This is a genomic window from Streptococcus sanguinis SK355 (assembly GCF_000212855.1).
In the GTDB taxonomy this organism is placed as follows: Bacteria; Bacillota; Bacilli; order Lactobacillales; family Streptococcaceae; genus Streptococcus; species Streptococcus sanguinis_A.
Genome location: NZ_GL890993.1, coordinates 1,368,737 through 1,381,741, shown reverse-complemented (window position 1 = coordinate 1,381,741; position 13,005 = coordinate 1,368,737). Strand labels below are relative to the sequence as shown.

Annotated in this window: 14 protein-coding genes; 2 read left to right on the top strand and 12 right to left on the bottom strand. The window is 44.5% G+C overall.

All coding sequences use genetic code 11. The features are described 5' to 3' along the window. Positions 1-3 precede the first annotated feature (3 nt). The 4 genes from HMPREF9389_RS04535 to HMPREF9389_RS04550 form a co-directional block, all read right to left on the bottom strand. Positions 4-735, bottom strand: coding sequence for a polyphosphate polymerase domain-containing protein (locus HMPREF9389_RS04535; protein WP_002929938.1), 732 nt, complete (start codon positions 733-735; stop codon positions 4-6). Positions 736-1,112: 377 nt separating this feature from the next. Next, on the bottom strand, positions 1,113-2,585 hold the full coding sequence (locus tag HMPREF9389_RS04540; RefSeq protein ID WP_002929937.1) for a M56 family metallopeptidase: 1,473 nt from the start codon (positions 2,583-2,585) through the stop codon (positions 1,113-1,115). 15 nt (positions 2,586-2,600) lie between these two features. Beyond that, complete coding sequence (locus HMPREF9389_RS04545; protein WP_002929936.1) at positions 2,601-2,978, bottom strand: BlaI/MecI/CopY family transcriptional regulator; 378 nt, start codon at positions 2,976-2,978, stop codon at positions 2,601-2,603. A gap of 115 nt (positions 2,979-3,093) precedes the next feature. After that, complete coding sequence (locus tag HMPREF9389_RS04550) at positions 3,094-3,450, bottom strand: DUF1304 domain-containing protein (protein ID WP_002929935.1); 357 nt, start codon at positions 3,448-3,450, stop codon at positions 3,094-3,096. 189 nt (positions 3,451-3,639) lie between these two features. On the opposite strand from HMPREF9389_RS04550, the gene HMPREF9389_RS04555 reads away from it, so the two are divergent. Both HMPREF9389_RS04555 and HMPREF9389_RS04560 read left to right on the top strand, forming a co-directional pair. Then, positions 3,640-4,956: an FAD-containing oxidoreductase gene (locus HMPREF9389_RS04555; protein WP_002929934.1), complete on the top strand. Its 1,317-nt coding sequence runs from the start codon at positions 3,640-3,642 to the stop codon at positions 4,954-4,956. A gap of 111 nt (positions 4,957-5,067) precedes the next feature. Beyond that, complete coding sequence (locus HMPREF9389_RS04560) at positions 5,068-6,036, top strand: NAD(P)/FAD-dependent oxidoreductase (protein ID WP_002929933.1); 969 nt, start codon at positions 5,068-5,070, stop codon at positions 6,034-6,036. A 32-nt stretch (positions 6,037-6,068) separates the two neighbouring features. On the opposite strand, the gene whiA is transcribed toward HMPREF9389_RS04560, so the two are convergent. The 8 genes from whiA to HMPREF9389_RS04595 form a co-directional block, all read right to left on the bottom strand. Further along, positions 6,069-6,980, bottom strand: a complete 912-nt coding sequence (gene whiA / locus HMPREF9389_RS04565) for a DNA-binding protein WhiA (protein WP_002929932.1) — start codon at positions 6,978-6,980, stop codon at positions 6,069-6,071. Further along, on the bottom strand, positions 6,977-7,954 hold the full coding sequence (locus HMPREF9389_RS04570) for a YvcK family protein (protein ID WP_002929931.1): 978 nt from the start codon (positions 7,952-7,954) through the stop codon (positions 6,977-6,979). The genes whiA and HMPREF9389_RS04570 overlap by 4 nt, the downstream gene beginning before the upstream one ends. Continuing rightward, on the bottom strand, positions 7,951-8,841 hold the full coding sequence (rapZ, locus tag HMPREF9389_RS04575; RefSeq protein ID WP_002929930.1) for an RNase adapter RapZ: 891 nt from the start codon (positions 8,839-8,841) through the stop codon (positions 7,951-7,953). The genes HMPREF9389_RS04570 and rapZ overlap by 4 nt, the downstream gene beginning before the upstream one ends. A gap of 55 nt (positions 8,842-8,896) precedes the next feature. After that, positions 8,897-9,277, bottom strand: a complete 381-nt coding sequence (locus HMPREF9389_RS04580) for a RidA family protein (protein WP_002929929.1) — start codon at positions 9,275-9,277, stop codon at positions 8,897-8,899. 213 nt (positions 9,278-9,490) lie between these two features. After that, positions 9,491-9,652 carry a hypothetical protein gene (locus HMPREF9389_RS12160; RefSeq protein ID WP_002895966.1) on the bottom strand — a complete coding sequence of 54 codons (162 nt, stop codon included), beginning with the start codon at positions 9,650-9,652 and terminating at the stop codon, positions 9,491-9,493. Between the two features lie 14 nt (positions 9,653-9,666). After that, a complete protein-coding gene (gene obgE, locus HMPREF9389_RS04590) occupies positions 9,667-10,977 on the bottom strand; it encodes a GTPase ObgE (RefSeq protein WP_002929927.1) in 1,311 nt (436 codons plus the stop codon). Positions 10,978-11,027: 50 nt separating this feature from the next. Continuing rightward, on the bottom strand, positions 11,028-11,156 hold the full coding sequence (locus HMPREF9389_RS11750; protein WP_002895969.1) for a DUF4044 domain-containing protein: 129 nt from the start codon (positions 11,154-11,156) through the stop codon (positions 11,028-11,030). A gap of 117 nt (positions 11,157-11,273) precedes the next feature. Continuing rightward, positions 11,274-12,938, bottom strand: coding sequence for an Ig-like domain-containing protein (locus HMPREF9389_RS04595; RefSeq protein WP_002929925.1), 1,665 nt, complete (start codon positions 12,936-12,938; stop codon positions 11,274-11,276). Positions 12,939-13,005 lie beyond the last annotated feature (67 nt).

Genomic DNA, 13,005 nt, shown 5'->3' with positions numbered 1-13,005 from the left:
TCCTTAAGCCTTGACTGTTTGAGTCAGCCTTTCTTTAGTTTTCAGGTAGGCTTTGCCGTATTTTGAGAAGGACTGGTCTTCAAGACCGTATTTGTTCAGAATATCAGCCAGCCACTGAGGATATTGACCAGGAACCTTGATTTCCATAATCACCTTGTCGTCTTCCAGCAAGGGCAGTCCATAGCGGCCTAAAGCCAAGTCTACATCATAATCACGGTAGCGGATGTTGGAATCAACTGTCACACGTACCTTTTTATCTTCCAAGCCTCTCATAGAGTAGCGGTCATAGCTAATCACCATTTTTGGCTTCAAGTCTATATAGCGCTCCTGCAACTGCTCCACTTCTGCCTTGACCCGATCATCGGAAATAGTATGGTCTGCTACACTGTTCACAATATAGTTGGTCACAGAGAGCGGATTCGAAACCAAACGGTATTTGAAGCCTACTTCACTACGTTTCTTCTTGATTTCCAAGAAAACTTGACTATCATCATTCGGCTGCTCAGCATAAGTGCGCATCCGCATTTTTTCGCGACCACCTTTTCTGGCAATGGAATCCTGAATCATCTGGAACTCATCATTATCAAAATACACATTGGAAATGGTTGAAGTCGCATAATCATCTGCGGTGAGGTAAGGTCTCATGTCAGCTTCAAGACGAGCTAACATTGCTCGGTCAAGAATATACTTCGTTTCGATTCGTTGGAAGTTTGTTTGGATTTGCTTTTGTTTCATTTGAATTCTCCTTTTATTCTACAAATGTAGTTTGTGCTTTTAAAAGAAATAGAGCTTCCGCTCTGCATCCTACAAGCGTCTGGATAAGCTTTCTTTCTTCTCCTTTCCAAGCAGTATTTTTCAAAAACATTCTACAAATGTAGTTTATAATTATATTCTACATTTGTCGTTTCTAAATGTCAAGAAAAAAGATAAATAATCTTTCAGTTTTTTTAGCATTAGGAAACGAAGTGCAAACTGTAAGCAAAATCGACCTAAAATAAAAGATAAACTGATGACTAACTGCTCTCGGAGGATTGCCAAATCCCCCTTTGAGAAGATAATAAAATTCTACCAGTCTAAGCTTTTAAGAAACTTAAACTGGCAGAATCCTCTATTTAATCGTCATCATGGTCATCATCATCGTCCGGATCATCGCTGTCTGTCGTATGAGAGGCACTGTTCTGAGACGGAGTTTGAACTGTTGCTGTACTAGCTCCAGTACTTGCTCCGGTAGAGCCCGCTGCTCCCGTATTCCCTGCGCCTGCAGTAGCGCTGTTGTCAGCTGGAGTTGATGCAGCTGACGACGATGGACTAACTTCTTTTTCAACCGTTACTGTCTTTTCGACAATGGTATGCTGCTTGGATTTGACCAGTTTTCCATCCTTAGCATTGACAATGGTTTCATGGGCCGTTTGCCCGTGAGAGAAGCGAATCTTATAGGTGTCTTTCTCACGCGAAATTTGTAAATCTTTAATATCTTTTTCAGAAAGCGACAGCTCTTTTAAGACGGATGCTAGAGCCTGACGCTGACTGAGTCCTTGAGACTGTTTTTGACCAGCAACAGGTCGGCTTTGTTGAGCAGCTGGGCTTTCTAGAGCAAAGACCGAGCTAGTCAAGAGCAAAAGGAGAGGAACTGCTACTACAAAGGCAGCAGACAGAAATCTCATAGGCAGGCGGTTATCCATAATACCGACAATCCGCCGCTTGAGATTAAACTTGTCAGAGTAAAAACAGGTCGTCAGGGCAATTGGGGTCTTCTTACTGCGGTCTATCATGGTCAAAATCGTTTCACCGTAGAACGTCCGATACTCTGTATCTCTACAGCTCAGAACATCGTAGTCACAGTACATTTCTCCTGCTTCCTGGGTTTCACGGCAAGCAAAGCGGACAACCGGATTAAACCAGTGCAGACTCTTGGCAAAAATCCCTAAGAGATTGATTAACACATCTCGGTGTTTGTAGTGGGTCAGCTCATGCTTGAAAATCAGCTGCAGCTCTTCTTCTGTGTAGTCCAACTCTGGCAGCACGATTAAAATATCTCTAAAACCTAGCAGCATAGGACTTTGGGACATAGGATAGTGGAGCAGACGAATCCGGCCCTTAACTCCCATCTCCTGCTGAACAGCCTGCAGCTGAGCCATCGCTTCTTCGTCCTGAAACTCCGTGCCCCAGCGCTTCAGCATCTTTCTGAAGCGAATATAAGAATAAGCGTATCTTCCTATACTAAAGACAAAGCCAATCAGCCAGATGGCAAAGAGAATCTCAAACCAAGGCAGACCTAGGAAAAAGTCCCAGAGATTTGACTGGCTAGCTTTTTCAACCGCTGGAGAAGCACCCTGAGCTCCACCGCCTGTCTGGGTGACAGTCACTGCTGTCTGAACTACCGATCCTGTATTCAGACGGATCAGGCCTGAGCCGAACTGAGGACGGAACGGAAACAGAAAACTCAGCAATATCAAAAACCAAATAAAATACTTCACTCTGACCGAAATCTTAGTCTTAAAGGCCGTAAAAAGCAGACTAAGCAAAAGCACCAAAATAGATGTCGACAAACTGGTCAGAAGAAAAGAAAGAAGGAATTGTTTCATGCTTATCCCTCCATCCTACTTTCTTTGGTTGAGCAGACTGCGCAGCTCATCCAATTCATTTTCCGAAAAGGAGTTAGAAGAAAAGAGTGTTTTGACAAACCCACCCATAGAACGGCCGCTGTGACGCTTCAAGAAATCCGAAGCCTCAACTTCCAGATACTCATCTTCTGAGATCAAGGCTGTATACTGCCTTTCACGTCCCTTGCGGACACTTTCTAAAAAGCCCTTTTCAGTCAAGCGAGCCAAGACTGTCAGCAAAGTCTGGGGCTTCCAGTGATTGTCTGGTCCTAGCTTTTCCATTATACGGGCAGAGGTCGTTGGGGTAGGTAGCTGCCAAATTACTTTTAAAATAGTAAATTCCCCATCTGGCAAACGTTTAATAGATCTTTTCATCGTTCCTACGCGCTTTCTAAATAATGCTATTTCTATTTTTATTCTACACTTGTCTAATAAAAAAGTCAATCATTATATAAAAAAAGAGTGGGAAATCAATTTTCCTCACTCTATTTTAGAAAAATAAACTAAGCAGGGTCAGCATAGCCAGCCCTCCCTGCTTGAAAAGGATTTTCGGGTCACTGGTCACTGCACCGTAAGCTGCTACCAAGATGATATAAACCATAAAAATTCCCAGCCAAACCGGACTAGGCTGCACAAAGGCCGCAATCAGCACTAAAACAGCTATCAGCCCGTTATAAACTCCTTGGTTTTTGAAAAGTGTATTGACCGACTGCTGCTCCAACTCCTCTTGCGACATGCCGAAAACCCGAGCTGTCGCTGCTGAAGTCGTTGCCATCGTTTCCAAATACATGATGTAGAAAAATTCCAAGGCAACCAAGCTTGCCAAAATCAATGTAATAATAGACATTTTGCTCTCCTAAAATAAATAACAAAAATGAGTATAACATAGACTGACTGGAACTGCGAAAATCTTGCTCAAAAAATGGACAATCTGTATAAAAAGTGTGGATAAAAATACTGAAGAAAAAAAGCGTAGCAGAAATCAGCAATTTCTGACTAGATGTGATACAATCTTTTTGAAAAATGGAGGTAAATTATGTTAACCTATGATTTAATTGTCATCGGCTTTGGGAAGGCCGGTAAAACATTGGCAGCCAAAATGGCGGCCCAAGGAAAAAAAGTTGCTTTGATTGAGCGAAGCAAGGCTATGTATGGAGGAACCTGTATTAATATCGCCTGCATCCCAACCAAGACCCTGCTTGTCGCAGCTGAAAAAGGCCTGGCTTTCGACCAAGTCATGGCTGAAAAGAACGCTGTAACCAGCCGTCTCAACGGGAAGAACTACGCAGCAATCAGTGGCGCTGGTGTTGACATCATCGATGCGGAAGCTCATTTCCTTTCCAATAAAGTCATCGAAATCACAGCTGGCGATGAGAAAAAGGAACTGACTGCTGAGATTATTGTCATCAATACCGGTGCTGTTTCCAATGTCCTGCCAATTCCAGGACTGACTGAGACCGAGCATGTCTATGACTCAACCGGCATTCAAAATCTGAAGGAACTTCCTAAACGTTTAGGAGTTCTGGGTGGCGGTAACATCGGCCTAGAATTTGCCGGACTCTACAATAAATTGGGCAGTCAGGTGACTGTGCTGGATGCTGCACCTGTCTTTCTCCCTCGAGTAGAGCCTTCTATCGCCGCTCTAGCTAAGCAATACATGGAAGAAGACGGAATCCAGCTCCTGCAAAATGTGCAAACCAAGCAGATTAAAAATGATGGTGCTGAAGTTGTGGTTGTGACAGAGGATGGAGAATTCCGCTTTGATGCCCTGCTCTATGCTACTGGCCGCAAGCCGAATGTTGAGCCACTGCAGTTGGAAAATACTGACATTGAGCTGACAGAGCGCGGAGCGATTAAGGTCGATAAGCACTTGGAAACATCTGTACCTGGTGTATTTGCAGCGGGCGATGTCAATGGCGGTCTGCAGTTTACTTATATCTCACTGGATGACTTCCGTATCCTTTATAGCTATCTGGCTGGCGATGGCAGCTACACACTGGAAGACCGTAAAAACGTCCCTACCAGCATGTTCATCACACCACCTTTGGCTCAAATCGGATTGACTGAAAAGGAAGCCCAAGAGCAAGGTTTACCGATTGCAGTTAAGGAGATTCCAGTCGCAGCAATGCCTCGTGGACATGTCAATGCTGACTTACGCGGTGCCTTCAAGGCCGTTGTCAACACTGAAACCAAGGAAATCGTCGGAGCAACAATTTTCTCAGCAGGGGCTCAGGAAATTATCAATATCCTGACTGTAGCCATGGATAATAAGATTCCTTACACCTACTTGAGCAAGCAAATCTTCACCCACCCAACGTTGTCTGAAAACCTCAACGATTTATTTGCTATCTAATTTCAAGCCCCATCAGGGGCTTTTAAGATGTCTTCAAAACATTTGCCTACATTTCAACCCCTTTTTGTGGTACAATAATGCTAGTTTATTTTAAAAAGATTGAGGAAGATTATGTCTGAACTGTATGATATTACGATTGTCGGTGGCGGTCCAGTTGGCCTATTCGCAGCTTTTTACGCTCATTTGCGCCAAGCCAAGGTTAAAATCATTGATTCCCTGCCTCAGCTGGGCGGTCAGCCGGCTATTCTCTATCCAGAAAAGAAGATTCTGGATGTACCAGGCTTTACCAATCTAAGTGGCGAAGAGTTGACACAGCGTCTGATTGAGCAGCTGGAAACTTTCCAGACTGAGATTTGCCTCAATGAAACGGTTCTGGATATCGTTAAATCTGATGATGGCTTCACCATCACAACTTCTAAAGCCCAGCATCAGACCAAAACCATCATCATCGCTATGGGTGGTGGCGCCTTTAAACCGAGGGTCTTAGAGTTGGATAATGCTGAAAGCTACAGCAACCTTCACTATCACGTTTCAAACATCAGTCAGTACGCTGGCAAAAAGGTTGTTGTTCTGGGCGGCGGCGACTCGGCTGTTGACTGGGCGCTAGCTTTTGAAAAGATTGCAGAAACCAGCCTGGTTCATCGTCGGGATAACTTCCGGGCTTTAGAGCATAGTGTGGAAGAACTCAAGGCTTCTAGTGTTGAGATTAAGACACCATTTGTTCCGAGTCGATTAGTCGGCGAAAATGGCAAGATTACCCACTTGGAAATCAGCCAAGTCAAGGGAGAGGAAAGTCAGCTTCTGCCTCTTGATCATCTCTTTGTCAACTACGGTTTTAAATCCTCTGTCGGCAATCTCAAAGATTGGGGCTTGGAGCTCAACCGTCACAAGATTTTGGTCAACAGCAAGCAAGAAACTTCTGTGCCAGGTATCTATGCAGCCGGAGACTGCTGCAGCTACGAGGGGAAGATTGACCTGATTGCAACTGGGCTAGGTGAGGCACCTACTGCTGTCAACAATGCCATTAACCATATCTATCCTGAGCAAAAAGTCCAACCTAAACATTCTACAAGCCTATAAAAAACAGCTGCCGAGCTCAAGCTCAGCAGCTTTTATAATTCATCTGCGATTTTATTGATTTTTCTCAAGCGATGATTGACACCGCTCTTAGTCAGAGGTCGGCTCAGACTATCAGCTAGCTGCTGGATGGAGTAGTCCGGATGTTGGATACGAAGCTGGGCTACCTCCTGCAGGTCTACAGGTAGACTCTCAATGCCGATATTGTCGCTGATTTTGGCAATATTATTGATGATTTTCATACTAGCTGTGACCGTACGGGCGATGTTGGCTGTCTCAGCATTATTAGCGCGGTTGAGGTCATTGCGCGCTTCCCGCATGAGCTTAAGAGATTCAAATTCAGCCATGGCTTCCATAGCACCGATGACAATGAGAAAATCCATGATATCCTCAGCCCGCTGCAGATAAGTGACAGCCCCTTTCTTGCGCTCAATGGTCTTGGCATCCAGCAGGAAACGCCGCATCAAGGCAGCCAAATCCTCAGCATGATCCAGATAAACGGACAGGATTTCCAGCTGGTACTTGCCTGAGTCTGGCTCCCGCATGCTGCCATTTGAGAGAAAGGCCCCCCGAAGGTAGGCCCGGCTAGCTTCGTCATCTGACAAAATGGCCTGGTCAATCCCGGCCTCGATACCAAAAAAGGAGTCAGCCAAGTGCAGGTCAGAAAGGATTTCTTCTACTTTCTGATCCAGAAATACTGTGTATACACGGTTCTTGCGCAGATTGGTCTTCTGATGGTGGCGGATTTCTGACTTGACCTGATAAAGGTCCGACAGCAACTCATAGAGATGGCGGGCAATCTTGGCATTTTCTGTTGTAACAGACAGGGTCAAACCACTGCTGGCCAAGCCCAGACTGCCAGACATCTTGATCATGGCTGACAGCTCATTTTTATCTCTGCTTGCCAGACTCAGCAGTTCTTCTTTTACTTTTACTGTAAAGCTCATTTGCGTACCTGTATAATCTGCATCAATTCATCAACGACCAGCTCACCATCATGGAAAGCTCCGCCATTTTCCAAACGCAGAAAGTTCGAAGAAATAACGCGCGGAACCTGCTCCTGCAGTCCTTGAAAATCATGCTCCACCTGTATCAGATATTCGTCAAACTGGTTGCTGTCCATGTACTCATGAGGAACAGGTTCGATATTGACCAAGACTGTATCTACAAACTTCCTGCCTAAATGACGGTGCAGAACTTGGACGTGATCGCTGTCTGAAAAATGCTCTGTTTCGCCGCGTTGGGTCATGATATTGCAGACATAGGCCACTTCTGCCTTGGTGTCTAGAAGCGCTTGGCCAATTTCCTCGATAACGAGGTTAGGCAAGATAGAGGTAAATAGTGAACCCGGCCCCAGAACCACCATATCGCTCTCCAAGATGCTCTCAACCACCTTTTTACTGGCAGCAGGCTTCTTATCATCGTAGGTATTGGTCACATAGACCCGCTCAATCATTCCGCTCTTACTGGTCAGATTGCTTTCACCGACAACTTCTGTCCCATCTGTAAACACAGCATGCAGAGTCAGAGGGGTGTCACTAGAAGGGTAGATTTTACCTGTTGTATGGAAAAACTTGGTTAAAAGCTGCATGGCGTTATAGGTTGAGCCCTGCATTTCAGAAATACCGGCAATAATCAGATTGCCCAAGGGATGCCCCGCTAGAACGCCGTCTCCTTCAGCAAAGCGATACTGAAAGACCTTCTCATAAAACTTTGGCATGTCAGACATGGCTACTAAGACATTTCTCAAATCACCCGGTGGAGTCAGCTGCTGGATGTTTTTCCGCAATTCACCAGAACTGCCTCCATCATCTGCTACTGTGACAATGGCTGTAATCTCTACGTCCTTTTTACGTAGGCTGTCTAAAATAACAGAAATCCCTGTTCCACCGCCGATGACTGTAATTCTTGGCTTCCTCATGAGCGGTTCACCGTTTCTTTCCGACGGTTTTTATCGCGGTGGCTGGCATTGACTGGCCAATTTTTAGCCAAATCATCTGCTAAGCGCTGAGCAAAGGCTACACTGCGGTGCTGACCACCCGTACAACCCACAGCAATGGTCAGGATAGACTTGCCTTCCTTCTGATAGCCCGGCAAGATTGGCTCAATCAAGCCCAGCAGATGCTGGTAAAATTCTTCTGACTCGGCATGGTTCATGACATAATCAAAGACATCCTTGTCCAAACCTGTCTGATTGCGCAGCTCAGGTTTATAGTAGGGATTAGGCAGAAAGCGCACATCAAAGACCAAGTCTGCATCCAAAGGCAGACCGTATTTGAAACCAAAACTCATGACTTCAATTCGGAAACTGTGCATTTCATCTTGATTGGAAAACTGTTCAGAAATCGTTTTTCTAAGCTCCCGCGGTGTCAAATCTGTTGTGTCTACAACATTTTGGCTGAGATTCTTCAGAGGGGCTAAGAGTTCGCGCTCCAGTTTAATCCCATCTAAAATCCGACCATCAGCTGCCAGCGGATGACTGCGACGCGTTTCCTTATAACGAGCCACTAGCTCCTTATCCGCCGCATCTAGGAAAAGAATCTTGAAATCAATGTTCTCATTTTGCTCTAATTCATCCAAAACAGGCTGGATTTGCATAAAGAAGGAACGGCTGCGCATATCGACAACCAGAGCCAATTTATCATTGTCCGTGGTTCCTTCGACCAACTGCAAGAACTTCGGCACCAGAGTTGGCGGCATATTATCAATGGTAAAATAACCTAAGTCTTCAAAGGACTGGATGGCTACGGTTTTCCCTGCTCCGCTCATTCCAGTCACAATGACAAGTTTAATCTTCTTTTCAGACATTATAATCCTTTCATCAGATAGAATCCGTCAAAGAGCTGTTTTCCCCTGCTCTTTTTTAGAGAATCTCGGCAATAACCTCAATCTCAATTTTCACATCTTTAGGCAGGCGAGCCACTTCTACTGCCGACCGAGCTGGAAATGCTTCTGTAAAAGCTGTTTTGTAAACTTCATTAAAGGCCACAAAATCATTGATATCACTCAAGAAGCAAGTAGCCTTGACCACATGATCAAAGTCTGTTCCAGCAGCTTCTAAAATAGCTGAAACATTTTTCAGCACCTGCTGGGTCTGCTCTTCAATAGTCGCCCCAATGATTTCCCCAGTTTCAGGAGACAGAGGAATCTGCCCACTCGCAAACAAAAGGTTGCCGACAATTTTTCCTTGCACATAGGGTCCAATCGCTGCTGGTGCTTTATCTGTATGAATCGTTTTTGCCATAATTATCACTTCTCCTACTTATTTTTTTCATTATACCATAAAATAGCAAGCAATGGCCACGACAGATTGATAAGCCTTGCCTTTTTCCATTTTTTCATTGATGAGATCCTTAGAAGCTAAAAGGAAATCTACTTACCTATCAGAACCCACTTTTTAAGATTTAAAAAGGCTGAGAAATCTTTCCCAGCGTTTTTTGTTCCCAAAGCGAAAGTCTTATTCTTCTTCCGCTTTCGCTAATGCTTCTCTTTCCAGACGCAGCTTGCGTTTGGGATTAAGTTTATTAAAGAGCTCTTCTAGCTTTTCTGCATTCCAGACGTCGGCTGCAGAGACAAAATTCCCATTTTCATCGCGAAAGGATATCGGTTTATCACCCATTGCAAACCTCCTTCTTAGTCAACGAATTCAAACTCAAACTTGCCAATACGAACCAGATCTCCATCCTTGGCTCCGCGAGCGCGAAGGGCTTCATCAACTCCCATACCACGAAGCTGACGGGCAAATTTCATGACTGCTTCATCGCGGTCAAAGTTGGTCATATTAAAGAGTTTCTCCAGCTTGTCACCTGACAACACCCAAGTCGCATCATCGTCACGAGAAATTTCAAAAGCTGGTGCTTCTTCGTCAAAGCCATAGTATGCTTCTTCCTCCATTTCAGACTCATCATAGAGCAAGAACTCTGGTGTTTTATCCAATAATTCTGCGGTCGCATCCAAGAGCGTCGCAAGTCCCTGCTTGGTCAGACTGGAAATTGGGAAGATTTGCGGTAAGTCCGCAAACTCGTCATAATTAGCCGCTAATTTCTCTTTGAATATCTTGAGATTTTCAGCACTATCTGGCATGTCCATCTTGTTAGCAACAATAATCTGCGGACGCTCCATGAGACGAAGGTTGTAGGATTCCAACTCTTTATTGATAGCTAGATAGTCCTCATAAGGATCACGTCCCTCACTAGCTGACATATCGATAACATGCAAGATAACCCGTGTCCGCTCAATATGACGGAGAAACTGAGTTCCCAGTCCGACCCCTTGACTGGCACCTTCGATCAAACCTGGCAAATCCGCCACCGCAAAGGACTCTCCAGAGTGAGTGCGAACCATACCTAGATTGGGCACGATTGTCGTAAAATGATAAGCACCAATCTTAGGCTTAGCTGCTGTGATGACACTAAGCAAAGTGGATTTCCCGACAGAAGGGAAGCCGACCAGACCAACGTCTGCTAGGACCTTGAGCTCCAGCAGAAGCTCACGCTCTTGACCTGGTTCTCCATTCTCAGAAATCTCAGGAGCAGGATTTTTAGGCGTCGCAAAGCGGATATTTCCACGACCGCCTCGGCCACCACGAGCTACGATAAATTCTTGACCATTTTCTACCAAGTCCGTCAGCACCTTGCCAGTCTCCGCATCACGAACCGTCGTTCCCTGAGGTACACGAACAATTAAGTCCTCAGCGCCACGACCATGCATGCCCTTGGTCATGCCCTTTTCACCAGACTGAGCCTTGAAATGGCGATTGTAGCGAAAATCCATCAGGGTACGAAGACCCTCGTCTACAACAAAAATAACATTGCCGCCACGACCGCCATCGCCACCCCAAGGACCGCCATTAGGAACATATTTTTCACGGCGAAAGGCCACCATGCCATCGCCACCATTGCCAGCCTTGACTTGAATCTTGGCCGTATCTAAAAACATACTCATTTTTTCTATTCTCTTTTTCTAGTCTAAAAAAACGCCCTGAAGCGTTTGGATTAAAAGATTGCGCTGAGAGCAGAAGCAAAGATTGCTCCGACCGTCACGATGAGCATGATAATCACTACCAACATCGTCAATTTTTCAAATCCTGTTTTTTTGCGTTGTCCGTTATCTCCAAAAGCCACGATAACACCTCTATCCTTTAAAAATTACTAGGTCTATTCTAACACGATTGCTCCGTTTTTTCAAATGGAAAACCATGCAAAAAGGCTTTAAGAGAAAACTCTTAAAACCTTTGAATTTTATCTAATCTTTTTTTGAAGAAAGACATAGCTTCCAAAGCCAACTAAGATTGCCAAACCTGCAACCGACAGCCAAAGTGTAGTTTCTTGACCAGTCTTAGGCAGAACTTTTTTGTTGCCTCCTGCAGCACCCGGATCATTGGTACCATTGTTTGAATTGTTATTTCCATTCCCTGGATTGTCTGTTCCACCCTTTGGATTGTCGGAACTGTTACCAGGGGTATTGTTACCATTGCCTGGGGTGTTATTTGGATTATTGTTTGGGTTGTTGTTTGGATTGTTGTTATTGCCAGGAGTTGGTGGCTGAACTGACTTGCCTGGATCATTACCTCTATAGGTATTTGTAAAGACCGGATCCAAGTCATACTTGACAGAGCCCAAAAGCTCACCATTAACATCTGTTACAGTAACTGTCAGCTGTGCTTCCTTGTCATCATAGACGTAGTTAGGATCGTTTCCTGGGATTTCCTTAATGCTGTAGCGGTAAGTACCAGCAGCACTGTAGTTTAAAGCCTTGAAGTTGATAGATCCATCCGCTTCATTGGTCACTGTTTGAAGCAAATTACCGTTTTCATCAAAGAGACCAAAGGTAAACTGACCCTTTTCTAATTCTTTGTTAACAAGCTTCTTCTGAGCCTTAATCATTACGTCTTTTGCCAACAATCCGCTTCCTTTACCAGAACCATCTTCTAAGCGGACTGACTTAGTAATAGTACGCTCTGGGAAGCCTTTAGCTGTCCAAGACAAGGTGTTGTTAACCACATCGCCTACTTGAACACCATCTGGTACGCGAGTAGAGTACTCGATGTACATTGGCCAATTGTAGTTATCACCAAAGTTGATGGTAAAGCCATTAGCATCACCATTAGCATTTTGCGTAAGAACCGCCTTGTTAGTGAAGTTATCCAAAACAGGCAGAGTCAGCAAGTGCGCTTCATTGCGGATACCACCTTCTACAGGAGCATAACGAACTGCGCGCAGTGTACCTGGTACCAGTGTCAGACCATCGCCAAAGTTGTCTGAAATCACCATGTTACGAAGCATGTCTTGTCTTGCATTCAGGATAATGCGCCATTTGACAATCTTTGGATCGCTACTGTCTTGGTAACCATATTTCATTTCATATTCACCAGCAGTTCCTTCTACCTTTTCGTATTGGAAAGAAAAATCTGTCTGGCCAAATTTGAAGGAAACTGGCCCTGAATTTTGCACCTTGTCGTTATTAACTCGTACATTAAAAGTCAGGGACATTTCTTTTTGTTCGGTGTAGTTAGTAAAGTAATTACTAAACGTTACCGTAACCGTCTGAGTCGCTGGATTCGCTTGAGCTTTTCCGACTACTTCTCCCTTGTGATTGACAACATCAGATACTTGGAAGTTTAAGGGAGTAATCAGGGTTAATTCCTGTGGCAGTGAGAAAGTGAGGGTGTCCCCTTCAGCGATAGTTTGAGATGACGGGAATGTGAAACTAGTTGTTACGGACAAAGTTTCATTAGTCATAACCGTTGAGTCACTTGTTAATGGCACACCATTTTTAGTGATACTGGTTTGTTGAGTATAGTCTGTTACCTCAGCAGCCTGAGTCCTAGCAGCAAAACCAATACCTGTAACAATAGCCGTTAACAAGATTAAAATTTTAAGAATGATCGTCTTCTTATCTTTCATTTTATGCTCCTTTCATAGCTTATTATACCAAGAGTATTGCAATTTATCAACATTTTGTGTCAAAGTG

Coding starts and splice junctions, on each gene's coding strand:
- HMPREF9389_RS04555 (WP_002929934.1), top strand. CDS start 3,640: ATGTTAACCTATGATTTAATTGTCATCGGCTTTGGGAAGGCCGGTAAA.
- HMPREF9389_RS04550 (WP_002929935.1), bottom strand. CDS start 3,450: ATGTCTATTATTACATTGATTTTGGCAAGCTTGGTTGCCTTGGAATTT.
- HMPREF9389_RS04580 (WP_002929929.1), bottom strand. CDS start 9,277: ATGGCAAAAACGATTCATACAGATAAAGCACCAGCAGCGATTGGACCC.
- HMPREF9389_RS12160 (WP_002895966.1), bottom strand. CDS start 9,652: ATGGGTGATAAACCGATATCCTTTCGCGATGAAAATGGGAATTTTGTC.
- HMPREF9389_RS04545 (WP_002929936.1), bottom strand. CDS start 2,978: ATGAAAAGATCTATTAAACGTTTGCCAGATGGGGAATTTACTATTTTA.
- HMPREF9389_RS04595 (WP_002929925.1), bottom strand. CDS start 12,938: ATGAAAGATAAGAAGACGATCATTCTTAAAATTTTAATCTTGTTAACG.
- HMPREF9389_RS04560 (WP_002929933.1), top strand. CDS start 5,068: ATGTCTGAACTGTATGATATTACGATTGTCGGTGGCGGTCCAGTTGGC.
- rapZ (WP_002929930.1), bottom strand. CDS start 8,841: ATGTCTGAAAAGAAGATTAAACTTGTCATTGTGACTGGAATGAGCGGA.
- whiA (WP_002929932.1), bottom strand. CDS start 6,980: ATGAGCTTTACAGTAAAAGTAAAAGAAGAACTGCTGAGTCTGGCAAGC.
- obgE (WP_002929927.1), bottom strand. CDS start 10,977: ATGAGTATGTTTTTAGATACGGCCAAGATTCAAGTCAAGGCTGGCAAT.
- HMPREF9389_RS04540 (WP_002929937.1), bottom strand. CDS start 2,585: ATGAAACAATTCCTTCTTTCTTTTCTTCTGACCAGTTTGTCGACATCT.
- HMPREF9389_RS04535 (WP_002929938.1), bottom strand. CDS start 735: ATGAAACAAAAGCAAATCCAAACAAACTTCCAACGAATCGAAACGAAG.
- HMPREF9389_RS04570 (WP_002929931.1), bottom strand. CDS start 7,954: ATGAGGAAGCCAAGAATTACAGTCATCGGCGGTGGAACAGGGATTTCT.